20 protein-coding genes and 1 riboswitch are annotated in these 22355 nt (G+C 57.0%); of the genes, 6 read left to right on the top strand and 14 right to left on the bottom strand.

Annotated elements, in window-relative coordinates:
- Position 1: 1 nt before the first annotated feature.
- The 8 genes from ACVDG4_RS14805 to ACVDG4_RS14840 form a co-directional block, all read right to left on the bottom strand.
- The gene (locus ACVDG4_RS14805; protein WP_447235630.1) at positions 2 to 844 is read right to left on the bottom strand and encodes an SMP-30/gluconolactonase/LRE family protein; all 843 of its coding nucleotides are present in this window, start codon (positions 842 to 844) and stop codon (positions 2 to 4) included.
- 4 nt (positions 845 to 848) lie between these two features.
- Positions 849 to 1463, bottom strand: a complete 615-nt coding sequence (locus tag ACVDG4_RS14810) for a 2-dehydro-3-deoxy-6-phosphogalactonate aldolase (RefSeq protein ID WP_447235631.1) — start codon at positions 1461 to 1463, stop codon at positions 849 to 851.
- A complete protein-coding gene (locus tag ACVDG4_RS14815; protein ID WP_447235632.1) occupies positions 1460 to 2380 on the bottom strand; it encodes a 2-dehydro-3-deoxygalactonokinase in 921 nt (306 codons plus the stop codon). The genes ACVDG4_RS14810 and ACVDG4_RS14815 overlap by 4 nt, the downstream gene beginning before the upstream one ends.
- Entirely contained in the window at positions 2377 to 3141 is a 765-nt protein-coding gene (locus ACVDG4_RS14820; RefSeq protein WP_447235633.1) for an SDR family NAD(P)-dependent oxidoreductase, read from the bottom strand. The genes ACVDG4_RS14815 and ACVDG4_RS14820 overlap by 4 nt, the downstream gene beginning before the upstream one ends.
- A 47-nt stretch (positions 3142 to 3188) precedes the next feature.
- Positions 3189 to 5270 carry an alpha-galactosidase gene (locus ACVDG4_RS14825; RefSeq protein ID WP_447235634.1) on the bottom strand — a complete coding sequence of 694 codons (2082 nt, stop codon included), beginning with the start codon at positions 5268 to 5270 and terminating at the stop codon, positions 3189 to 3191.
- The gene (locus ACVDG4_RS14830; RefSeq protein ID WP_447235635.1) at positions 5267 to 6115 is read right to left on the bottom strand and encodes a carbohydrate ABC transporter permease; all 849 of its coding nucleotides are present in this window, start codon (positions 6113 to 6115) and stop codon (positions 5267 to 5269) included. Before ACVDG4_RS14830 ends, ACVDG4_RS14825 begins: the two co-directional genes overlap by 4 nt.
- Position 6116: 1 nt before the next feature.
- Positions 6117 to 7028: a carbohydrate ABC transporter permease gene (locus tag ACVDG4_RS14835; protein WP_306147458.1), complete on the bottom strand. Its 912-nt coding sequence runs from the start codon at positions 7026 to 7028 to the stop codon at positions 6117 to 6119.
- Positions 7029 to 7130: 102 nt separating this feature from the next.
- Entirely contained in the window at positions 7131 to 8393 is a 1263-nt protein-coding gene (locus tag ACVDG4_RS14840) for an ABC transporter substrate-binding protein (protein ID WP_447235636.1), read from the bottom strand.
- Between the two features lie 120 nt (positions 8394 to 8513).
- Between ACVDG4_RS14840 and ACVDG4_RS14845 the strand changes: the two genes are divergently transcribed.
- The 6 genes from ACVDG4_RS14845 to ACVDG4_RS14870 all read left to right on the top strand — a co-directional run bounded on the left by ACVDG4_RS14845 (position 8514) and on the right by ACVDG4_RS14870 (position 14047).
- Positions 8514 to 9293: an IclR family transcriptional regulator gene (locus tag ACVDG4_RS14845; RefSeq protein WP_447235637.1), complete on the top strand. Its 780-nt coding sequence runs from the start codon at positions 8514 to 8516 to the stop codon at positions 9291 to 9293.
- A gap of 28 nt (positions 9294 to 9321) precedes the next feature.
- Positions 9322 to 10383, top strand: coding sequence for an ABC transporter ATP-binding protein (locus ACVDG4_RS14850; RefSeq protein ID WP_447235638.1), 1062 nt, complete (start codon positions 9322 to 9324; stop codon positions 10381 to 10383).
- A 141-nt stretch (positions 10384 to 10524) separates the two neighbouring features.
- Positions 10525 to 10739, top strand: a riboswitch (cobalamin riboswitch).
- A gap of 122 nt (positions 10740 to 10861) precedes the next feature.
- Positions 10862 to 11257 carry a DUF1636 family protein gene (locus tag ACVDG4_RS14855; protein ID WP_447235639.1) on the top strand — a complete coding sequence of 132 codons (396 nt, stop codon included), beginning with the start codon at positions 10862 to 10864 and terminating at the stop codon, positions 11255 to 11257.
- Entirely contained in the window at positions 11254 to 12048 is a 795-nt protein-coding gene (locus tag ACVDG4_RS14860) for an ABC transporter ATP-binding protein (RefSeq protein WP_447235640.1), read from the top strand. The genes ACVDG4_RS14855 and ACVDG4_RS14860 overlap by 4 nt, the downstream gene beginning before the upstream one ends.
- 3 nt (positions 12049 to 12051) lie before the next feature.
- Positions 12052 to 12987 carry an ABC transporter substrate-binding protein gene (locus tag ACVDG4_RS14865; RefSeq protein ID WP_447235641.1) on the top strand — a complete coding sequence of 312 codons (936 nt, stop codon included), beginning with the start codon at positions 12052 to 12054 and terminating at the stop codon, positions 12985 to 12987.
- Positions 12988 to 12991: 4 nt separating this feature from the next.
- Positions 12992 to 14047: a FecCD family ABC transporter permease gene (locus ACVDG4_RS14870; protein WP_447235642.1), complete on the top strand. Its 1056-nt coding sequence runs from the start codon at positions 12992 to 12994 to the stop codon at positions 14045 to 14047.
- 65 nt (positions 14048 to 14112) lie between these two features.
- On the opposite strand, the gene ACVDG4_RS14875 is transcribed toward ACVDG4_RS14870, so the two are convergent.
- From ACVDG4_RS14875 to ACVDG4_RS14900, 6 genes are read right to left on the bottom strand one after another with little or no spacing between them, the layout of a single operon-like run.
- Positions 14113 to 15384 (bottom strand): aspartate aminotransferase family protein, encoded by a 1272-nt coding sequence (locus tag ACVDG4_RS14875; protein ID WP_447235643.1) that lies wholly within the window; start codon positions 15382 to 15384, stop codon positions 14113 to 14115.
- Between the two features lie 22 nt (positions 15385 to 15406).
- Positions 15407 to 16531 carry a mandelate racemase/muconate lactonizing enzyme family protein gene (locus tag ACVDG4_RS14880; RefSeq protein WP_447235644.1) on the bottom strand — a complete coding sequence of 375 codons (1125 nt, stop codon included), beginning with the start codon at positions 16529 to 16531 and terminating at the stop codon, positions 15407 to 15409.
- The gene (locus tag ACVDG4_RS14885) at positions 16528 to 17643 is read right to left on the bottom strand and encodes a mandelate racemase/muconate lactonizing enzyme family protein (RefSeq protein WP_447235645.1); all 1116 of its coding nucleotides are present in this window, start codon (positions 17641 to 17643) and stop codon (positions 16528 to 16530) included. The genes ACVDG4_RS14880 and ACVDG4_RS14885 overlap by 4 nt, the downstream gene beginning before the upstream one ends.
- Positions 17640 to 18752 carry a mandelate racemase/muconate lactonizing enzyme family protein gene (locus ACVDG4_RS14890; RefSeq protein ID WP_447235646.1) on the bottom strand — a complete coding sequence of 371 codons (1113 nt, stop codon included), beginning with the start codon at positions 18750 to 18752 and terminating at the stop codon, positions 17640 to 17642. The genes ACVDG4_RS14885 and ACVDG4_RS14890 overlap by 4 nt, the downstream gene beginning before the upstream one ends.
- Positions 18749 to 19843 carry an alcohol dehydrogenase family protein gene (locus ACVDG4_RS14895; RefSeq protein ID WP_447235647.1) on the bottom strand — a complete coding sequence of 365 codons (1095 nt, stop codon included), beginning with the start codon at positions 19841 to 19843 and terminating at the stop codon, positions 18749 to 18751. Before ACVDG4_RS14895 ends, ACVDG4_RS14890 begins: the two co-directional genes overlap by 4 nt.
- On the bottom strand, positions 19840 to 22317 hold the full coding sequence (locus ACVDG4_RS14900; protein WP_447235648.1) for an FAD-dependent oxidoreductase: 2478 nt from the start codon (positions 22315 to 22317) through the stop codon (positions 19840 to 19842). Before ACVDG4_RS14900 ends, ACVDG4_RS14895 begins: the two co-directional genes overlap by 4 nt.
- Between the last annotated feature and the right edge of the window lie 38 nt (positions 22318 to 22355).

The raw sequence follows: 22355 nt of genomic DNA on the forward strand, positions 1-22355 counted from the left end.
TCTAAAGCCGGACGCGGTGTTCCGCTTGACCCCTGGTCGATGTCTCAGCGGCAAAGGTCTTGCCGTCGCTATCGCCAGTCAGCCCGCCTTCGGTCGCGGTTGTTACGAAAAGAGTTTTCAGATCGTCACCACCGAAGGCCGGACAGGAGATCTGTTCAGCGGGAAAATCAATTGCCTCGACAAAGGATCCGTCCGGCGTATAACGGGCGACCCGGTGGGCACCCCATTGGGCATTCCAGATGTATCCGTCCGCATCGACGACCGAACCGTCGGGGTTCAGTCCCTCGGTTCTAAGATCGGCGAAGACGGTTGGCTCGCCCACCGGCCAGCCATAGGGGTCGAGCGCGGTTTTCTGAATGATGCCCGTTGCGGTATCGGTGAAATAGGCAGTCTCGCCGTCCGGGGAAAAGCAGATCGAATTGGTAATCGTCAAACCGGAATACAGCTGGCGCAACTCTCCTCGAAAGTACCGGTAGATACTGCCAGCGCCCGCTTCGGCACGTTTTCCCATGGTTCCAATCCAGAATCCGCCATAGGGGTCTGCGCGGCCGTCATTGGACCGGGTTACCGGATTGTCTACCTCCAGCGGGCACAACATCTGCTCGGCCCCGGTTTCCAGGTCAAACAAAAAGAGCTTGCTCTCACTGGCGATCACCAGGGCATGTTCACTGATCCACCCTGCGGCAGAAACATGTTCCGGAAATTGCCACGAGAGGTCTTCATCGCCGCTCCGGCTCAGCAGTCTTTTGTTGAGAATGTCGAACCAAAACAACTGCTGGCGCTGAGGGTGCCAGATCGGCCCTTCCCCCAAAAGGCATCGCCTATGATCGTAGATCGACGTCATGATCTTACCCATTTGCTGATACCGCAGCATCATAGGCAGTGACGATGGCCTCAGCCCGGGCTTTGATCTCATCAACCGTATATCCCGGCTTGAACAGGGCCGTCCCTATGCCAAAGCCTGTCGCGCCAGCTTTTAGCCAATGTTCGAAATTGTCCGGCCCGGCTCCACCAACCGCATAGGTCTTCGTTCCCTTCGGCAAGACGGCAAGCATGGCCTTGAGCCCATCAGGACCGATGAGCGTGGCAGGGAAAAACTTCAAACCATCAGCTCCGTTGCGGAGCGCGCTGAAACATTCGGTGGGTGTCATGACACCCGGAAAGGATGACATGCCCTCCGCCTTTGTGATGCGGATGACGTCCGGATTGCAATCGGGCGAGACGATCAATGTGCCACCAGCGGTTTTAACCTGATGAACCTGTTCAGCCTCCAAAACAGTTCCAGCACCGATTTCAGCTCGCTCGGAATAGGCTTGCGCCATGGCCTCAATACTCTTGAGCGGCTCCGGTGAATTGAGGGGAACCTCGATCTTGGTGATGCCGGCCTCTATCAAAACCTCTGTAACTGGCAAGGCCTCAGAAGGCGTTAGTCCCCGCAGGATCGCGATGATGTGTCGGCTCATTTTGTTTCTTTCAGGTGTGCTTCATAGGCCAAGCTTAGACCCTTGACCGTATAACTTTCAGCGTCGAGCAACGCGCTCTGGTGCCCGAGGATACCAAGCGCTGCTCCATAAACTCGGGAGAGCTGATCCCTGCCCAAGATTGCTGTTGTCTTTAGATCAAACTCTGATGCGACTGCGGCAAGTTCAGCTCCGATAAGCAGACCTGAAAGGCGACCAGTCGCGGCTTCGGGAGTTTGCCCGGCAATCAGACTGGAGGCCCGAATTCCAAAAAGCTCGCCTGTCAGTCGCTCAGGCGACTTGGTGATCTCTTTGACAGCTGCCTCAAAGCTTGTGTCACAAAACCCCTCTTGCGCCAGGCTATGCTGCAGGACGGATTTGTCTTTCAAAAGGGCAAAGACTTCGCCCGTCATTGACGTGCGAAACCTGGTGATGGTCCCCTCGTCCAATACCACCCACTTGGTATGGGTCCCCGGCAGGCAGATCAGACCGGTATATGAGGGATGATCAGACAGAAAACCGGCAATCTGGGTTTCTTCGCCGCGCATCACATCTGGTGGTACCATCTGTTTGATACCGGGAAGGATATGGACCGAGATCCGTGGATCGACCGGCTCCACGATTGTCGCGTTGCCGACACCGGGAGGCGCGCAAGGTGTCTCCCTATAAGGCGCCTCCCGCCATCCTTGCCGCGACCCGGCCATACCGCAAATGATAACAGGAGTTGTTCGGTTCTCGGGCAGGCACGCGTCGACCAGCTCCAGAAGAGCGCCTTCAAAGTCTTCCGGTGCGAGTGTGCTCATTCCTCTGGCCGACGCTTTGTGCAAAACCGTATTGTTTGCAGCGTCGAGCGCCCAAATCCGCAGATTGGTCGTTCCCCAATCAGCGGCGATCCAGGCAATGTCATCCTCTCCACTCATCCGGTCACCACAACCCCGCCATCGACTACGAGAGACTGACCGGTCATTGCCTTGCTGGCTTTTGAGGCAAGGAACAGGACAGGATCGACCATGTCTTCAGGCGCCAACTCCTCCTTGAGACACTGGCGATCGATATGTGCAGCAAGGCCTTCCGGAGTGACCCACATGTCCTTTTGCTTCTGGGTGAGAACCCAGCCGGGAGCTACAGCATTGACGCGAATGCGGTCCGGGCCGAACTCCCGCGCCAGGCTCCGGGTTAATCCGTTGATGCCGGAGTTAGCCGTAGTGTAGGCCGGGTATCCTGCGTTGCCCATCATGTAGGAAATCGATGTGAAATTGATGATCGATCCCCCGCCTGCTGTCCGCATACCGTTGACGACATGCTGGCATGCAAAGAAATAGGCCTTCAGGTTGATCGCCTGGGACCAATCCCAAAAGCCCTCATCAACTTCTTCCGTGGTGTGGCGCTTGTCATTGGCCGCGTTGTTGACAAGGACTGTGATTGGCCCGTTCGCCTTCACGGCCTCATCAATCGCAGCCTTGAGCGCACTCATATCGGTGATATCGCACGGCAAAAACACTGGCCGGTTGCCATGTTTTTCTTCCATTTCATCGCAAAAAGCAGTCGCATCGGACCGCTGAACGAAGGCAACTTTGGCCCCTTGCGCCAAGAAACCATCCGTCAGAGAGGCGCCGATGCCGGACCCACCGCCGGTGATGAAAACCGAGCTGTTTTTGAGATCCGGAAAATTCGCGTACATCAGTGGGTCCCTTATGTTTGCTGCTTAATAAAACTGAAAAGATTTGCTCAATTTGGCAGACGCTGGCCTTCGATAACCCAGATTGTCTCCGGGAACCGCCAGGGCAGGGTCAGGCCGTGCGACATCAAATACCGACCGCTGACCGTGAGATCTTGATGCTTCAAGAGCGGCGAGCCACGGGACAAGCCGGGCGTCTCGTCCCGGTTCTTCAGCGTGATCTTATAGACAGCATCTGGGTCCAGACCCGTCAAACGGATCGGGTGCGGCAGGATCTGGTCGGAAGGCCGGGTCAGGGCGGCGAAAGCTGCAAACCGGTCTCCGGTTTCCGCCACCTGTATTTCCGCAATGATTGCCGGATCGGTCGTATCGAGACGCAGGATGTCCACCTCCATCAACCAGTCCCGGTTGGCCTTCCACCAGTCAGTCACGACCTTCAGCGTCCGTGCTTCATCATCGGTTAGCTCGCGCGGGTCCATTTCAAACCCCATGTGCCGCTGGGCTGCGGTCCAGGCGCGCATCGACATGCCGATCACCCGGCCTGAAGTGTGGCAATGACGTGGACCGACATGCGATCCGGTCACGGACGCGGGCAGGAAAAGCGCTGCATCGTGCTGAATGCGTTGACGCTCCAGCGCGTCGTTGCTGTCGGATAGCCAGACCCGCTGTGTGCGTTCCAAAATGCCAAAATCGATCCGGCCTCCGCCGGACGAGCAGCTCTCAAATTCAACGTGCGGGAAGGCTCTGCGTAGCTGATCGATGAGGGTATAGACACCTTCAGTCTGCGCTGCATCGCCAACGGGCAAAACCCGGTTGTGATCCCATTTGACATAACCAACGGCATGGCTGCCAAGAACTGCCGACAATTGGTCAAAGAGATATCTACGAACGTCCTCGCGGGCCATGTCGAGCACCAGTTGCTGGCGGCCGCGTGCCTGGTCTTCAGGTCCCAGGATCCAGTCCGGATGGGCGCGGTAGAGATCGCTGTCCTCATTGACCATTTCCGGCTCGTACCAGATGCCAAATTCCATGCCCAAAGACGTGATGTGGTCAATGAGTGGCGTGAGGCCATCCGGGTATTTGCGCCGATCAATGGTCCAGTCCCCAAGCGATGACGTGTCATCATCGCGGTGTCCGAACCAGCCATCATCCAGAACGAAACGGTCCGCACCAAGCTCCGCGGCCCGGTCGGCGATGGCTTTCAGTTCATCAAGTTTGTGATCGAAATAGACGGCTTCCCAACAATTGTAATGCACCGGGCGTGGCGTCCGCGCATCCTTGACGACTTGCGTGCGGACATGCCGCTGAAACCGGACTGCGGCCCCGTTGAGGCCATCACCAGAGAAGGTCGCATAAAGCGGCGCTGTCTCAAACGAAGTGCCCTTGCGAAGGCTGGCCGACGCGTGTCCGAACTGGATCTGCCGCCTGCCATCCGCCAATTCCTCTGCGACCATTTTATGGCCTCCGGACCAGCCATAGTGAAAAGCATAGGCGTCACCAGTGGTATTGGAGGTTCCAGAATTACACACGATCAATCCTGGGAAATGGGCATGATCTGTGCGGCCTGTCCGGTTGTCGCGGACACGTGCGCCGGGTGCAAAGGAAAGGCGGTTGGTCAGGAATTCGGAGCACCAGCGCCCGGAGAACTCAATCATCTCGTCGGTGTACGCCGGAACCGGCAGGACAGGCGCGGCCAGCCAGTCGACAACAATGTCGTCATTGCTGCGAAGATAGGTTTGCAGTTTCAGGAGTGAGGTGTCGGACGTCAGGCTGAGACCAAATGTCAGCAACAGACCGCAGTCTTCATCAGAGTAAACCAGTGACAACTCATTGTCGGACTGCTCTTCCGATTGAAAGCTGAAACGTGGGGTCAATACCTTCCCAGCAGCGTCTCGTGCCGCAAGCCCTGTCTGTCCGGGAAAGGTTCTTGAAGCTTCCGGATTCAAACTGATTGGCGCATTTTCATCCACCATGCCTCCGGTCACATCCATGACTGCGGCTTCCACCAGAATCTGCAGATTCTCCCTTTCCGGCAAAGCCGGACCCCAGTAGACAACCTCCGGCAGACCAGCATTGCGGCATGCCAGGACCAGACTCTGATGCTGGTCGCCAAGATGCCAGGTCTTGATCATTTCACGGCCCCAAGCGTCAAACCGGCGATGAAATGCTTTTGCATCATGAAGAACATGGCGACGGGGGGGAGAGCTGCGACGATGGAGCCCGCGCTCATCAGGTGATAGGCGGCCCGGTATTGGGCATTGAATGAGGTGATCCCCGCGGTGACCGGCTGGCTTTCCACGCCTTGGGTCAGCACAATCGCCCAGAAGTAATCGTTCCAAATGAAGGTGAAGATCAGCACTGAGAGCGCGGCGATAGCGGGTTTCATCAGGGGCAGGACGACAAACCAGAAGATCCGCCATTCTGCAACGCCTTCCACCCTTGCAGCTTCGATCAGCTCGAACGGCAGGGCGCGGATGAAATTGCGCATGAAAAGCGTACAGAACCCGGTCTGGAACGCAATGTGAAACAGCACAAGTCCGGTGATCGTGTTGTAGAGCCCCAACTGCAACGTGAGATCCCGGACCGGGACCATCAAGATCTGGAACGGCACGAAATTGCCGGCCACGAACATGAAGAAGATCCAGATGTTGGCTCTGAACTTATAGATACCGAGCGCGAAGCCGGTCATGCAGGAGAGCGCGACCGCACCGATCACGGTCGGGATCGTGATCTTGAACGAGTTCAGGAGATATTGCGGCATGTCCGATCCGGTGAAAACCAGACCGTAATTGGTGAACCCCTCAAAAGACGACGGCCAGCCCCAATAGTTGGCATTCGCAAAATCAGCGTCAGGTTTGACCGAGAAAATGGCGACGGCGATCAGGGGCAGCAGCCAGAGGATCAGCACAAGCGGCAACAAGGTCTGATAGGCAATCTGCCAGGAGCGCGGTGTGCGTTCGATGGGTGTCGGAAACATCTCAGCGCGCCTTTTCTTCCTTGTACATCGACCATAGGAAGTAGGCGATGAACATCAGCATGATCAGGAAAAGGACAACCGCAATTGCCGCGCCATATCCCATCCGGAAACCGTATTCTGACAGGGCAACCTCGAACATGTAGAAGCTAAGCACGCGGCTTGCGCCAAACGGTCCGCCATTGGTCATGATCGAAATGAGGTCGAAGGACCGGAGCGCGCCGATAATGGTCACGACGAAGGCAATGAAGGTTGCCGGACGAAGCTGCGGAATGATGATGTACCAAAGCATACGCCAGCCTTTAGCACCATCGAGACGCCCCGCCTCAATCTGTTCCGGATCAACGGCATTTAAGCCCGTCAGATACAGGATCATGCAATACGCTGTTTGCGGCCAGAGCCCGGCAACAATGATCCCGATGGTTACCCAGTTCTCATCCCCCAGAACATTGATCGGCGGGAGACCGACGGAACCGAGCAAAACGTTCAAGATGCCGAAGGTTGGGTCGTAGAACCAGGTGAAGACCAGTCCGACGACCACTTGAGAAATCACGAAGGGAAAGAAAAACAGCGACTTGTAAAGCCGGATACCAGTCACTGTCTGGTTCAAAAACAACGCAATGAAAAGGCCGGCAGGGATCGCGGCCAGATAGAGAACAAGCCAAATGACGTTGTTCTTGAGGGACGTATAAAACGCGTCATCCCAGTAGAGCTCTTCGTAATTGTAAAGACCAACAAACTCCGCTTCTCCAAGTCCATCCCACTCGTAAAGCGACAAGTTGAACGACTGGAAGATTGGAAAGATGACGTAAAACAGGAAAAACAGGATTCCCGGGGCCAGAAAGAGCCAAGGCGTCAACTGTTGCTGGTTCCTGTGCCACCACGATGTCTGGTGGCCGTCTGTCGTGTAGGCCATTCGGAAACTCGTTGGAAGAGATCGTCTCTGGCTCTGCCGGCGGGCAGAACAGGAGGTTAAGGCAGGGTGCCGAAACACCCTGCCCGTTTCATCAGACCGGAGTTAGTCCTTGTAGATGCGCTTGGCCGACCGGTCCAAACGGGCGAGGATCTTGTCCAGATTGTCCGGCTTAACCATGAACTCCTGCATGCCTTCCATGGCAACTTTTGCCATTTCAGCCGGAGCATCCCGATCGAAGAACTGCGCGACACCGCCTGGCGAGTTTGTCGACAGCATTTCAAATCCCTGCTCCAGGAACTTGTCCTGATCGACGGAGGATTTGGCGTTCACCGGAAGCTGCCCAAGGTTCTTACCGTCGTTGATCCATGTTTGGACGTCCGGAGACACCACATACTTCAGGAACTCGCGGGCATTCTCTTTATTCTGCGCATTGGCCGGAATGTGGAAGGTATCGGTTGGCGCGTCTTCGGCCTTTTCAATACCCGGCGTGATTTCGACAAACTGGTAGAAATCCAGCTGATCATCAGTGAGGCCAGCATCGCGCAGCGGTGCAACGGCGAAGTTGCCCATCAGGTATGCAGCAGCATCGCCCTGAACCATGAACGGCAAAGCTTCCTGCCAGCTGTAGGTCTGGTGATTGTCGATGAAGGCGCCCATGTCGATGAGCTCGCGCCAATTGGCGAATGTCGCACGAACCTTTTCAGAATCCCACTTTTCCTTGCCCTGCAGCAGGTCCATGTGAAAATCGAAGCCATTGGTGCGCATGTTCAGGTAGTCGAACCAGCCACCAGCCGTCCAAAGGAACTTGGTGCCGATCGTGTAGCACTTTTTGCCAGCATCAATGATTTTCTGGCAGTTGGCTTTTTCCTCTTCCCAAGTGGTCGGCTCAGAAAGGCCCAGCTCGTCGAAGACGTCTTTGCGGTAGTAAACCCCCCATTGATAGTAGGTGTAAGGCACGCCCCATTGCTTGCCATCGATGGTCAGCGCACCTTTTGTGGATGCAAGATTTTCACCGATTTCGGTGCCATCCCAAAGGTCGGACACATCTTCAAACAGCCCAGCTTCGACATAGGGGCGCATCCGGTTTGCCGCATACCAGGTCGCAACATCCGGAGCGTTCGCCGTCAGAAAGTTGCGGATCTGGGTCTTGTAAGCTTCCCGGTCAATCACTGTGGTCTCAATGTTGAGATCCGGATTTTCTGCCTGGAAATCGGCAATCATCTTTTCCATTGTCGCCCGAGGAGCCGGGTTGGACGTATCCAAGAAGATTTTGAGATCACCGGTCAGGCCGTCAGCAAATGCGCCGCCGGTCGCCGTTGCAAAAAATGCAAGTGCCGCCGCGGACGTCTTCAACATGGAACGCATGGTTTCCTCCCTTAAGGTTCCATTATTTGAAACTTAGTTTTGTATATTGATACCTTGCGGGTGAGCGGTTACGTTGTCAACAGGCTCGGCGATAAGAAACGGGTCAGGAGGAGAGCTCACATGAACAAACACGCCACCGGAGATGGGACGGTCGGCAAAGCACTTGATGTGCTGGAGATGGTGTCAGCCAAGGGCCGGCCGGTCCGCTTCTCCGAATTGCTCAATGAAAGCCCCCTGCCCAAGGCAACGCTCTACCGGCTGCTGCAAACCCTGGTGAGCCAAGGCATGCTCTCCTACGGCGATGAGCAGCAGACCTATGCGTTAGGTATCCGCCTTGTCCGGCTTGCTCATCAGGCCTGGCGCCAAAGTTCCATTGCACCAATTGCGCGGCCCATCGTTTCCGTTTTGTCAGAGACCGTCGGTGAAACGGTGCACCTGGCGCAATTGGACAACGGGCAAGTGCTTTATGTCGACAAACGCAATGCAAAAGATCCGATCGACATGTATTCCCAGGCGGGAAAGGTCGGCCCTGGATACTGCACGGGGGTCGGCAAGGCCCTGATGGCGTTTCTCGAGCCAGGTGACCTCGATCAGGTGATCGCCAAACAATCCTTCTATCGCTACACCCCGGCAACGCTGGCCGACGAAGCCTCTCTGCGCGCTGATTTGGACACTATCCGCCAAGAGGGAATTGCTTACGACCGGGAAGAGCATGAACCGGAAATCATCTGTATCGCAGCACCGATCTTGTCACCAAAGGGCCGTCCGATTGGTGCGCTTTCAGTGACAACATCAACCCGGCGCAAAAGCCTTGATGAATTGAACGCAGCAAAGCCTGCGCTCTTGAAGGCTGCATCCGAAATTGCCGCAGCTGTCTCGGACTGGCAGTTTCCAGGATAATTGTTCCCAGGGAGGGGAGAAGAACTTCATGTCTGGTGTCACCTTAGACGGAGCCGTCAAAAAATACGGTGAGGTTCAAGTCATTCACGGTGTCGATCTTCAGATTGAACATGGTGAGTTCTGTGTATTTGTCGGACCGTCCGGCTGCGGAAAATCCACCCTCTTGCGCATGATTGCCGGCCTTGAGGAAACCACCGGCGGAAAAATCTCCATCGGCCAGAGGGACGTGACCAAATCCGATCCGGCCGAACGCGGTGTCGCGATGGTGTTCCAGACCTATGCCCTTTACCCCCACATGACGGTCGAGGAAAACATGGGTTTCGGCCTCAAAATGAACGGGCACCCGAAAGCCGAGATCAAGGAGAAGGTCGGCGAAGCAGCGCGTATCTTGAAACTCGAGCCTTATTTGGCGCGCAAACCAAAAGCCCTTTCGGGCGGCCAACGCCAGCGTGTTGCCATCGGACGCGCCATTGTTCGCGGACCGGAAGTCTTCCTGTTCGATGAGCCGCTGTCGAACCTTGATGCGGAGCTGCGCGTTGATATGCGGGTCGAGATTGCCAGGCTGCACAAGGACATCGGCGCCACCATGATCTATGTGACCCACGATCAAGTCGAGGCTATGACCCTGGCCGACAAGATCGTGGTTCTGCGCGCCGGGCGGATCGAGCAGGTCGGCTCCCCAATGACGCTCTACTCCGATCCGGACAACAAGTTCGTCGCCGGTTTCATCGGTTCACCGTCTATGAATTTCATTGAGGGGACCGTGCAAGATGGCCGCGTTGCGATTCCGGCATTTGGTGGTTTGACGGTCGAGCCATCCGTTGCACTTCCCAAAAATGGCGAAAAGGTTCTGGTCGGCCTCCGCCCGCAGCATCTGGTGATCAGCGAGACGGACGAGGGCGCGAAGGTAGATCTTTCCGAACAACTGGGCGGTGTCGCGTACTCCTATCTTGTTTGCCAAACGGGAGAACGCGTCATCATAGAAACAAAGGGCGAAGACGTCCCGAGACCGGACAGCACCGTTGCAATCACGTTCGATCCAGCCAACGCCTTTTTCTTCGATGCCAACACCGAACAACGGCTCCGTTGAGTGCAAGTTTTGCGCTCTGCGAATTTTCTGATGGAAGACGCCAATAGTCAGTGGCTTTAACGCCGAGGCGTCAAACTGAAAATTTGCTTGTGATCACAAGCCTCAAGTCAATCTTTTTAAGTTGACCGGCCGACAGCCATCGGCTTTTTTAGCGATGATGGTTCTCAGACGCCCAAGGCCGACGAGATGAAAAGGGAACACGGTGCGGCGTAGCCAGTAGGCACCAAATCCGTGACTGCCCCCGCAACTGTGAGCGGTGAGCGACCCCGAAAGACACCACTGGACACATCGTCCGGGAAGGTTCGGGAGAGTTACGACCCGCGAGTCAGGAGACCTGCCATCACCGGTGCAGATGCTGCGCCGGATCTTCAACTTGATGCGGGCGGGGCGCCCGGCTCGGAGCATATGATGGCAAAGCGGTCACCACCGCCACCACGTCGTTTTGTTTGGCGCGCCCTTTTTCATGGCGGAGGGCCAAATGAACCATCGTATAACTGTTTGCACATCCTGCCGGCGAAAGGGCACGGAAACACGTCCGGGTTTTGAGCTGATTGAGCAGCTTCGAAACGCCCTACTTGCTGCTGACGACACAATGCCCGAAACCTTCGACGTTTCAGGTGTCGCCTGTATGGCGGGGTGCGATCGGCCGTGTACGGTCGCCTATCACGGCACAGGAAAAGCCTCCTATCTTTTCGGGGACATTGATCCAGAGACCGATGTCGACGATCTCGTCGCGTTTGCAAAACAATACGCCTATCTCGGCGACGGATGGTGTTCGTCTGTCGACCGTCCAGGCAAGTTGCGGAAGTCTACGCTAGCGCGGATACCCGCCACCGGTTCAGCGCTCGAAGAGCAGAAAGCGCGCGCTTCGTGACCGCAGCAAACCTCACCGCCAAAGACCTGTCTTGGTCGCCAAAGCATCATGGTGACATCCTGCTGCGATCGACCAGCTTCCATCTTGAAGCGGGCCGTGTGCTTGGAATTGTTGGGCCGAACGGTGCCGGTAAAACGACCCTGCTCAGACTACTTTACCGGTTTTATCGACCGGTCACAGGCCAGGTTCTGGTGGATGGTAAGGACATCTGGAGCCTTTCCGCCCGCGAGACTGCACAGCGGATAGCCGCCGTCTTGCAGGAACAACCAAGTGACTTTGTACTCACTGTCAGTGAGATCGTGGCTCTTGGGCGGACACCCCACCGGCGCGGGTTTGCCGGGGCGACAGGCTCCCATGATAGGGACATCATCGAGAACGCCTTGGACCGGCTGGACTTGCACGGACTGGCCGGCCGCCAGCTTGGAACCCTCTCGGGCGGGGAGCGTCAGCGTGTCATGGTGGCCCGCGCCTTGGCGCAACAACCTCGGCTGTTGATCCTGGATGAACCAACAAACCACCTCGACATCCGTCATCAGCTGGAAGTTCTGGACCTTATCCGCAGTTTGCCCCTGACGATTGTCACCTCGCTGCACGATCTGAACCTTGCTACTGGGTTATGCGACGATGTTGTGCTTCTCCAATCGGGCCGTCAACTCGGCTTCGGATCCCCTGCGCATGTTTTGACGGAAACGGCTGTTTCCCAGGCTTTCCAGGTTGACGCCCGGCGCGAGCGCCTCACCCCCAGCAACAATGATCATCTGACTTTTCATATTCAAAAACAGGGAATTTAACTCATGAAGAAAACATTGTTGACCGGCCTGGCACTTGCTCTTTCTGCTGGGATTGCGGCCGCGGAAACCAGTGTCCAGAGCTGCGACCGTGTGGTGACCTTCGATGCGCCACCGCAACGCGCCATATCCAACGACGTCAATTTGACAGAGATGATGCTGGTCCTCGGTCTTGAGGACCGAATGGTGGGCTATACCGGGATCTCGGGCTGGAAAACGCTTGATGAAGAAATGCGGGCAGGTGTCCAGGAACTTCCGGAGCTGTCTTCCAAATATCCGTCCAAGGAAGTGATTATCGGCGCGGATGCCGACTTCTTCTTTGCCGGCTGGAACTACGGAATGAAAGTCGGTGGTGAGGTCACGCCAGAAACGCTCGAACCTTTGGGCGTGAAGGTTTATGAGCTCACCGAATCCTGCACCCACATCATGGACAAGGACAAAGCCAGCATCGAGGACATGTATGCTGACCTGTTGAATTTGGGGCGTATCTTTGACGTTGAAGAGCGTGCCGAAGCCCTCGTGGCAGGATACCGCTCGGATCTTGCCGCGTTCAAGCAGGACCTCAAAACAGGCGAACCACTGCGCGTGTTTGTTTATGATAGCGGCGAAGACACCCCGTTTACCGCCGGGCGCTATGCCATGCCGACCGCACTCATCGAAGCTGCCGGCGGCAAGAACATCATGGATGATTTTGAGAAAAGCTGGGCCACCGTCACATGGGAAGAAGTGGTTGAACGCAACCCGGAAGTCGTCGTGATCGTCAACTACGGCGAAGTCACTGCAGACCAGAAACGTGCGTTCATGATGTCCAATCCAGCTTTTGCAGATCTCGATGCCGTCAAGAACGACCGCTTTGTCACGCTGGAGTATGTCGAGGCAACGCCAGGACCGCGCAACATCAGAGCGATCAAAACACTCGCCGAAGCCCTCTGGAGCGAGTGAACCCGTGAGCGAGACCAGGACTGTTCAAGCAAAATCGCTATTGTCTGGAAACAAGCTGATAGCCGGTCTTGGCGGGCTTGCGCTGCTCCTTGTCTCGCTCTCTTTCGCGGTTTCGGTGGGCGCTGTTCAGATCGACCTTGGAACCGTTTGGGGCGTATTCCTCAACAAAATGTCTCCTGGAATGATTGAACAGACTTGGTCGCAAGGCCGTGAAGCGATTGTCTGGGAAATCCGTTTTCCAAGAGCCCTGCTTGCCATGATGGTGGGCGCGGGGCTGGCCATCGTCGGAGCAAGTCTCCAGGCCGTAACCCGCAATCCGCTGGCGGACCCTCACCTCTTGGGGATTTCTTCTGGTGGCGCTTTTGGCGCAATTCTGGCCCTGCTTCATACCGGTTTGTTCATTGGTTTATTGACGGTCCCGCTGTTTGCATTTCTGGGTGCTTTGGGAGCCACCGCCATTGTGTTGGGTGTTTCGCGTTTTGCCGATGCGACAAGCGCGGACCGTTTGGTGCTCGCAGGTGTGGCCGTGTCCTTCATTGTCATGGCAGCGGCAAACGGGTTGATTTTCCTAGGCGATCCTCGTGCAACCCACACGGTTGTCTTCTGGATGTTGGGAGGTCTGGGCCTCGCCCAGTGGAGCCAACTTGTCTACCCGCTCATCATCCTGCTTGCATGTGGCGCCTGGTTGATGTCGCAAGCGGCAGCTCTGAATGCCATGACGGTCGGCGACGAAACAGCCTCCACCCTCGGCATTCCGGTCGCCCGCTTCCGTCTCATCGTGTTTGTTGTCGGGGCCTTGATTACCGGCGTGATGGTCGCGTTCTCCGGCATCATCGGCTTTGTCGGCCTGATGGTCCCGCATGTTGTCAGACTGATTGTTGGTGGCGACTATCGCCGTGTTTTGCCGGGCTCCGCGCTGATTGGCGCGGTCTTTCTTCTTTGGGCCGACATTGCAGCCAGGACCGTCATGGCACCGGAAGACATGCCCATCGGTATTGTCACTGGTCTGGTCGGGGGCGTCTTCTTTGTTTGGCTCTTGCGGGGAAAAAGAGCGGCATAAGGAACGCCGCTCTTTCTAACATTCGATCTCGGCCGCGCAATCATCAGAATGCGGTGCCCAGGTATTTACAGTTGCCCTGCTGCGGTGGCGATTGCTTCGTCGGTTTGCTGTAAGTCCTCAGCTGAAAGCGCCAGGTGTGCGTAGAGCTTGCTGTCGGGTTTCAAGATCCCGCTTTGGCGCAGCGATGCGTTGAACGCCTTGGCCTGCGCCGCGTTGTTCTTCAGCGTATCACGGTAGTCGCGCACCGGGTCTTCGGTAAAGACGACATCGAACAACATGGGTTCGCCAACGATCTGGTGAGGAACGCCTGCGGTCGAAAGATGCGTCGCGTAACTTTGCATCAACCGCTCACCGTTTTTCTTAATCTCCTCGTAGGCGCCCGGACGGCGCAGGACTTCCAGCGTCTTCAAGCCCGCCACACTGGCAACGGGGTTGCCGCTTAGTGTTCCGACCTGAAACGTAAAACTCTTGTCGCCGACAACGGCCTTGTCGAAATGGGCCATAATCTCAGATCTGCCCGCAATCGCGGCGAGCGGAAAACCGCCGCCAATGATTTTGCCGAGCGTGCACAGGTCCGGCACGACGCCGTAGTACTCCTGCGCACCGCCATAAGCGCACCGGAAGCCGGTCACCACTTCATCAAAGATCAGAACGGTTTCATACTTGGTTGCCAGATCCCGCAAGGTCTGCAGAAACCCAGGTGCAGGCGGGATCAACCGTTGCAAAGGCTCCACAATGATACAGGCGATTTCGCCGGCATATTCCTCAACCAGAGACGTGACGAAATCTGCGTCGTTGAACGGTGCAATCAGCATGTTGTCACGCACGCTTTCCGGGATTCCGGCGGAATCTGGAACGGCTTGCGGGAAATTGATAAGCGTCTTCGGCGAAAGGCTCATCAAGGCTTCGCCGGACATGCCGTGATAGCCACCCTCGAATTTGAGGATTTTGTCTTTCCCCGTAAAGGCGCGGGCGAGCCGCATGGCGTACATGTCCGCTTCTCCGCCCGTCGACACGTACCGGACCTGCTCGGCGCAGGCCATGGCCTCGACCAAGACTTCAGCAAGCTCAATGCCGGCTGCATTGTTGGTGAAGAACGTCATGCCCTTGCCAAGCTGTTCTTGCACCGCGTCCAGAACTTCAGGATGACCATGGCCCAGGATCATTGGTCCGGACCCAATCAGATAGTCGATGTACTCTTTGCCATCTTCGTCCCAAACTCGCGAGCCCTTGCCTTCGCGCAAGATTAAAGAGGGGTCGAAATTTCCGAACCCGGCCGCCGGCAGGACTTCGGCTGCACGGTTTTTCCAATCGGATTGCGAGATATTTGTTTTCATGGGCGTGCCTCTCAGGCTGGCCTTATGCCACTAGGTCGAGAATGGGATCTCCGAGCACATCCGGATCGGGCGATACACCCAATCCCGGACCACTTGGAGGAGAAATGAAACCACCGGTCCGCGATGGCGCTGCAGGATCAATTCTGGGTGCAACATAGCCGGACAAATCGCAAACATTCATGATGCCCTGGCGGGGAGTTGCGGCGGCGACATGAAGCGCTGCAGCTGTTGCGATGTCCGAACCCCAGGTATCCTCAACACACATGCGCGCGCCGGCATAAAGACACAGATCCCGGGCTTTCCGGAGTTCGGTAATGCCACCGAATTTGGACAGTTTCAGAGCCACCGCATCCATGCAGCCAAGTTCATAGGCCTTCAAGAGGCTGGTAGTGTCATGGGCGTTTTCATCGAGCTTCATCGGCAAACCGGTGGCAGCCCTGACTGCAGCGCACTCTTCCAGCGTTTGGCACGGTTGTTCCAGCATGATGTCGAGGTTGGCAACGGCACGCCCGACGCGGGTTGCGTCCATCCGGGTCGCACCGCAATTCCAGTCGCCATAGACGATCGGGCCAGGACCAACTGCTTCGCGAACGAGCCGCAAGCGGGCAACGTCTGCTTGCCAATCATCGTCCGCGCCAAGTTTGACCTGGATCTGGGTCATGCCGGCTGCAATCGCGTCTTTTGCGATCCGGACCATGTCATCCGGCGCAATGCAGGTGATGGAGTGATAGAGCGGGAGTTGATCTGTCTGCAGTCCCCCGAGCAGGGTGTAGATCGGCAACCCGCAGGCCTTCCCTGTCAAATCCCACAGTGCGATGTCGATGGCAGATTTTGCATAGACATGACCGATCAGGTGCTTGTTGCAGGCCGCCATCGCAGCCTCCGCGCCAATCGGGCTCCGCCCAATCAGAACGGGTGCGAGTTCTTCAAGGGCCGGAGCAACACCGTTGGCATAGGCGGGCAAATAATGAGGGATCGGGCAGACTTCGCCCCAACCGTAGACGCCTTGTTTGGTCTCGATGCGCACAACCATGCTGTCCACGGTGGCACAGGCCTTGCCGGATGCCATGTAGTAGGTCTCGTGGCTAGTTAGTGGAACCCGCCACAGGGACAGACCCGAGATTTCAAGATCGGGCACGTTTTTCATGCGGCGTCTCCATATACCGCGATTGGGTCACCAAGAAATTCAGGATCAGGTTCGACACCGATGCCGGGGCTCTGGTCGAAATGAACCGAGCCTCCGACATTGCGCGCGCCCTGGCCGGGAACTGGATCAACAGCAAGATGCGCGTGGCACAGCCAGCTTGCCAGTCTGTTGGCCTCCGGCGTTGCGGCCGCCAGATGTAAGGCGGCTGTGTCCGCGAACGCGGTTCCGCCCGTGTCTTCTATGTGCATCTGCCAACCGACCGAGATGCCAAAATCCCGGATCTGTTTCGCCTTGGTCAGTCCACCGACCCGGTTCGGCTTGACCTTGACGCCCTGGCAGATGCCCGCCTTCCAAGCATCAAGATGATCTGCAAAAGAATGCAGACATTCATCCAGCATGATCGGCTGAGGCACTTTGGCGGCCACAAGCGCACACTCCGCAAGCGTTTCACACGGCTGCTCGATCCAGTCGCGGGCGGCAACCGAGTTCAGCACCTGTAGAGCGACACCTGGTGTCCATGCCCGGTTCACATCGAAGGTGACCTGTTCGTCCGGCGCCAAGGTTGCTGAGATTGCCTCAATGCGTTCGATGTCGGCCTTGAAATTGCTGCCACCGACCTTGGCTGAGTGGGTCTTGTAGCCCTTGGCACTGGCGGCTTGAATATCCGCGATCATTTCGTCTGGCGTACCAGTTGAAATTGACGAATTGATCGCGACCTCTGCTGGATTTTCTGCACCAAAGAGCCGCCAAAGCGGGGTGCTACTTGACTTACCGAGGATGTCCCAGCAGGCAATGTCCAAAGGTGCTTTTGCGTACGGATGACCGGGCAAGTGCAGATCCATCGCCCGATTGACCGTCTCCACCGCCCGCGGGTCCTTGCCGATCAAGGCAGGTGCCAAGAGCTCCAGAGCCGCGCGCAAACCCGAACCATGGGCTGGCAAGTAAGTATGGCCCCACGGGCACCCTTCCCCCCAGCCGGTGAAACCTTCGTCGGTTTCAATGCGCACGAAGGTGCTGTCGAGCCGCTCGAATTTCAGCCGCCCACCGGAAAGCCAGTAGGGTTTGGAGAGCGGCAGATCGATCTGCCAGACCGAGATCTTTGTGATCTTCATGCGGCCTCTCCATAGGTGGCGACCGGATCTCCAAGGGCCGGAAAATCCGGTGAGACCCCAAGCCCCGGCATGTCAGAGGCGAAGAGCTTTCCATCCTTCGTCTTTGGGGCCGGTGTTCCTGTCGAACGGGTGTTGTAGTTGCAGAGGTCTGTTGTGTTTTGCAGGTAATCCGCTGGAGTGGACGCTGCAAAATGGGTGAGCGTTGCGGTTGCGATTTCGCCGCCCCATGTATCTTCGGCAACAACCGGGATCCGGTTGTCGAGGAAAAAGTCCCGAATCCGCCGAGCCTTCGACAAGCCTCCAAGGTTCGATATTTTCAGGCACACCAGATCCGCACCCTGATCGGCAACAATCTGTTGTGCGGCCCGCATGCCGGTCACGCATTCGTCGAGCTTCATTGGCAGATCGATCCGCCGGCGCACCTGAAGGCACTCCTCATAAGTCCGGCAGGGTTGTTCGAAGATGAAGTCGAGATCCCGTGTTGCCCGGGCCACCCGGAGCGCATTGTCGACGCGCCAGCCCTGATTGGCATCGGCCATTGCTTTTTCACCGGGTTTCAGAAGCGGAACGATTGCGCGGATGCGGTCTATGTCGCTGGACCAGTCCGCACCGACCTTGATCTGGAATTGCCGGTATCCTGCAGCCCGATGCCGGTCCAGCTCGGCGATCGTCTCTTCGGTTCCTCTATGCGGCGCGACACGGTACATGGGCGCGCCGTCCGTTAGTTTTCCGCCGAGAAGAAGCCAAACCGGCGTATCCAGCGACTTTCCCAAAATATCCCAGCACGCGGCGTCGAACGGGGCCTTGGCATAGCCGTGGCCCTGAATGGTGTGATCGAGGATCTGCTCGATCCGGGCCACCTGCCTCGGATCTTCTCCGATCAGAACCGGTGCGACGAGCTTCGCGAGCGCTTCAACCCCTTCAGAATGGGCAACCATGTAGTTCTCGCCGCAAGGCGTGAACTCGCCGCAGCCTTGCACACCCGCATCCGTGTCAATCACGACAACCGAGGCCTTTGCCACTGTAATGGCATTGCCCGCTCCCCAGCCGTATGCGCCATCGACATAGGGAAGATCTGTCTTGTAGACACGGATGCGGGTGATCTTCATGGGGTCACCACAATGTTGCCCGTGTGCTTCTTCTCGATGAAAGCGGTTTGTGCCGCGTGAAACTCCTTGAGTGGGTAGGTCGCGGCCAAAGCCGGCCTGATTTCATCGCGTTCAATGTACTCGACAACATCTGAGAAAATATGCGGAGCAATAACGGTCGAGCCGGTAAATGTCAGGTCGCGCAGGTAGAAGGTCCTCAGATCAAGTTCCACGATCGGGCCCGCGATTGCGCCGGAGCACGTGTACCGGCCGCCACGTTTCAAGACATTAATCAAGGCACCCCAATAGGGCCCGCCAACAATATCAGCCACAACGGAAACCGTGTCAGCGCCGGTTGCTGACTTCAAGGCGGCTTTGAGATCTGCCGGTACGCGTTCAAGAACGTGATCCGCGCCGAGCGCCTTAACGTCTGCATGTTTGGCGGGCGACGCCAGAGCAATAACAGTCGCGCCCCGGCGTTTGGCGAGTTGGACCAAGGCCGATCCGACACCGCCCGAGGCGCCAGTCACCAGAACCGTATCCTTTGCACCGACATTGGCGCGGCTGAGCATCCCTTCTGCGGTTGTGTAGGAACAGGAAAATGTTGCCAGTTCTGCATCAGATAGTGTGCTGACGATGGGCCCGACATTCCGGGCATCAACAACCGTATATTCGGCAAAGCCACCGTTGCACTCGGAGCCGAAATAGCCGGTCTTGTCCAAGTTGTCCGGATCGGACCAGTCGCGTAGCCAGCAGTCGACCATAACGCGCCTGTTCAAGAGGTCTTCAGAAACTCCATCTCCCAACGCGACGATCATGCCAACCGTATCGGCGCCTTGAATCCTCGGGAAGGTAATAGGTCTCCCGCCCCACGTCGGGTCTTCCTCTGCGACTTCCTTATAGGCCCCGCCTGTGGTCGCCTCGGAGACTGTTTTTGAATACCAGCCGGAGCGGGTGTTCACGTCGGTGTTGTTGAGGCCGCAAGCTCCGACTTTGATGAGGACTTGCCCGGCTCCCGGTTCGGGTGTCGGCCAGTTTTCATGCCAGACGATCTTGTCCAGACCACCATGTCCCTCAAGAACCATCGCTTTCATCGTGGCGGGAATGCTCATTCCGCGGCCACCCCGACCGGTGCATCTGTGCGCGGCAAAATGCTGTCCGGATCGTACGCCGAGACATCGAGAACTCTTGCAGCCCTCGCCCCGTTCATGACAACGACTTCCAACTCGGTTCCCGCGTTCGCAGCCTCCGGTTTGACGTAGGCAAAAGCCAGGATCTTGCCGACTGAATGACCGTAGGCAATCGAGCTTGTTGCCCCGACGACCTTCCCGTCCATTAGTACAGCTTCTCCGCCATGGCCATCAGCAACGCCATCCGGCTCCACTTCAAGATAAACACAGACCCAGGGAAGTGCGCTATCCGCGCTCTTTGCGGTTTCTTCACGACCGAGGAAGTCACCCTTGTCCAGTTTGACAAAGCGCATCACATCCGCTTCCGGCAAAGTGACTTCGTTTGTCAGTTCACCAGCGCCTTTGAAGCCTTTTTCGAGCCGCAGAGCATTCATCGCAAAGGACCCGTAGTCCACGAGACCCAGACTTTCCCCGGTCGCCCAAAGTGCGTCGTACACCGCCAGCATGTCTTCCCGGGGAACGTGGAATTCCCAACCAAGCTCGCCTGCATAGGACATGCGGAAGGCCCACAGTTTGCGGCCCGCCACTTCGATTTCCTGTGCCGTCAACCACCGGAAAGACGCATTGTCCAGCGCGGCCGGGGTATTGGGAGCCAGAATATCGCGGGCCCGCGGCCCGTTCAGCGCCATCGCCCCCCAGTCGGTCGAGAGGTTTCGGACCATTACAGTTTCACCGTCAAGGTGTTGGGCCAAGTGATCAAGCAGACGCTGCTCGAAGAACGCTGCACAGACAAGATAGAACCGGTCCGGGCTAAGCCGCACTACGGTTAGCTCCAGCTCAATCCGGCCACGCCGGTTGAGCATATGGGTCAAGGCGATGCCGCCAACCTTTTTGGGAAGCTTGTTGGCAACGAGATGATCGAGATAGGCTTCTGCGTCCGAACCGGACACTTCGATTTTGGTGAAAGCCGAGATATCCATGATGCCGGCAGCGTCCCGCACTGCCTTCATTTCCTTCGCCACGACGCCATGCAACTCAGTCCGGTTGAAGGAATAATAATCGCGCTGTTCCAGACCGTCCTTTGCGAACCAGCGCGGCCGTTCATGACCATAGACTTCTTCGTAAACCGCACCCTTGTCTTTCAAACGCTCATAAAGCGGGCTGGGTTTGATCGGCCGGCCTTCCAGGCGGTTGAAGTGCGGGAACGGAATTTCGTGGCGCAGGCAATAGTCTTCCTTGGCCTTGATCACCTGCCAGTCCTTGTCGGCATAGTCGCCGAACCGGCGTGGATCAAACTCGCGCATGGAAATGTCGGCGGCGCCATGCACCATCCATCTGGCCAGTTCGCGTGTCAGACCCGGGCCCCAACCGATGCCGATCTGGGTGCCGCAGCAGCACCAGTAATTCTTGACACCTGGTGCAGGGCCAATCAGCGGATTTCCGTCCGGCGGGTGCGAAATCGCACCGTGAACTTCCCGCTTGATGCCGAGCTCTGCAAAAATCGGCATCCGGTCCATGGCGTTTTCCAGCCAGGGCATGATCCGGTCGTAGTCGGCGTCAAACAGCTCGTTTTCCGCTTCCCAAGGGCAATGATCTTCCCAAACCGTGTTCGGGTTTTCCTTCTCGTAAATTCCGATCAGGCCGGATTTCTGCTCCATGCGGATGTAGCCGGAGACCAGCTTGTCGTCGCGTATGACCGGGAGTTCTTTATCTAACTCCAGGAACTCCGGAACCGTGTCGGTGACGATGTAGTGGTGGGTCATGGAGGTCATCGGCAGTTGCAGGTCACTCCATTCACCCATCTGGCGCGCATAGGTGCCACCAGCATTCACCACATGTTCACAAGTGATGTCGCCAAGCTCGGTAAACACCTTCCACTCGCCGGTCTCAAGTTGCTTGATGTCCTTCGCGCGGCAGCGGCGGATGATCTTGACGCCGAGCTTCCGGGCGCCAATCGCCAGCGCCTGGGTAACCCCGGACGGGTCAGCGTGACCATCATCCGGCGTATGCAATGCGCCGAGAACGCCGTCGAGATTGTAGAAGGGATGCAACTCCCGGATCCGCTCCGGCCCGACCAGTTCCATCGGAAACTGCAGGGCCCGGCCAACACTCATGGTGTGGCGCAGCCAGTCCATTTCATCTTCGGTATAGGCCAGCCGGAATGATCCGCAGCCATGCCATGTCACGGATTGGCCGGTCTCTTCTTCCAGAAGACCGGAATAGAGATCAATGTTGTATCCGACACATTTTCCAAGGCCGAAGCTGGAAGTGGAATGCGTGATCTGCCCTGCCGCGTGCCAGGTCGAACCGGATGTCAACTCCGCCTTTTCCAAAAGCACAACATCGGACCAGCCCTCATGCGCCAGATGGTAGGCAAGGCCGCATCCCATAATGCCGCCGCCAACAATGACAACACGTGCCGAAGACGGCAGTTTCGTAGCTCCAAGTTCTGACACGTCGCATCTCCATGGACCGTGATTTTTCGATGGACAGC

This window comes from Roseibium sp. MB-4 (assembly GCF_053005265.1).

Bases quoted from the DNA above. Each gene is read 5' to 3' on its own strand.
- ACVDG4_RS14895 (WP_447235647.1), bottom strand. From the start codon at position 19,843: ATGAGCATTCCCGCCACGATGAAAGCGATGGTTCTTGAGGGACATGGT.
- ACVDG4_RS14805 (WP_447235630.1), bottom strand. From the start codon at position 844: ATGACGTCGATCTACGATCATAGGCGATGCCTTTTGGGGGAAGGGCCG.
- ACVDG4_RS14875 (WP_447235643.1), bottom strand. From the start codon at position 15,384: ATGAAAACAAATATCTCGCAATCCGATTGGAAAAACCGTGCAGCCGAA.
- ACVDG4_RS14850 (WP_447235638.1), top strand. From the start codon at position 9,322: ATGTCTGGTGTCACCTTAGACGGAGCCGTCAAAAAATACGGTGAGGTT.
- ACVDG4_RS14815 (WP_447235632.1), bottom strand. From the start codon at position 2,380: ATGAGTGGAGAGGATGACATTGCCTGGATCGCCGCTGATTGGGGAACG.
- ACVDG4_RS14880 (WP_447235644.1), bottom strand. From the start codon at position 16,531: ATGAAAAACGTGCCCGATCTTGAAATCTCGGGTCTGTCCCTGTGGCGG.
- ACVDG4_RS14865 (WP_447235641.1), top strand. From the start codon at position 12,052: ATGAAGAAAACATTGTTGACCGGCCTGGCACTTGCTCTTTCTGCTGGG.
- ACVDG4_RS14840 (WP_447235636.1), bottom strand. From the start codon at position 8,393: ATGCGTTCCATGTTGAAGACGTCCGCGGCGGCACTTGCATTTTTTGCA.
- ACVDG4_RS14890 (WP_447235646.1), bottom strand. From the start codon at position 18,752: ATGAAGATCACCCGCATCCGTGTCTACAAGACAGATCTTCCCTATGTC.
- ACVDG4_RS14820 (WP_447235633.1), bottom strand. From the start codon at position 3,141: ATGTACGCGAATTTTCCGGATCTCAAAAACAGCTCGGTTTTCATCACC.
- ACVDG4_RS14855 (WP_447235639.1), top strand. From the start codon at position 10,862: ATGAACCATCGTATAACTGTTTGCACATCCTGCCGGCGAAAGGGCACG.
- ACVDG4_RS14885 (WP_447235645.1), bottom strand. From the start codon at position 17,643: ATGAAGATCACAAAGATCTCGGTCTGGCAGATCGATCTGCCGCTCTCC.
- ACVDG4_RS14825 (WP_447235634.1), bottom strand. From the start codon at position 5,270: ATGATCAAGACCTGGCATCTTGGCGACCAGCATCAGAGTCTGGTCCTG.
- ACVDG4_RS14845 (WP_447235637.1), top strand. From the start codon at position 8,514: ATGAACAAACACGCCACCGGAGATGGGACGGTCGGCAAAGCACTTGAT.
- ACVDG4_RS14835 (WP_306147458.1), bottom strand. From the start codon at position 7,028: ATGGCCTACACGACAGACGGCCACCAGACATCGTGGTGGCACAGGAAC.
- ACVDG4_RS14810 (WP_447235631.1), bottom strand. From the start codon at position 1,463: ATGAGCCGACACATCATCGCGATCCTGCGGGGACTAACGCCTTCTGAG.
- ACVDG4_RS14830 (WP_447235635.1), bottom strand. From the start codon at position 6,115: ATGTTTCCGACACCCATCGAACGCACACCGCGCTCCTGGCAGATTGCC.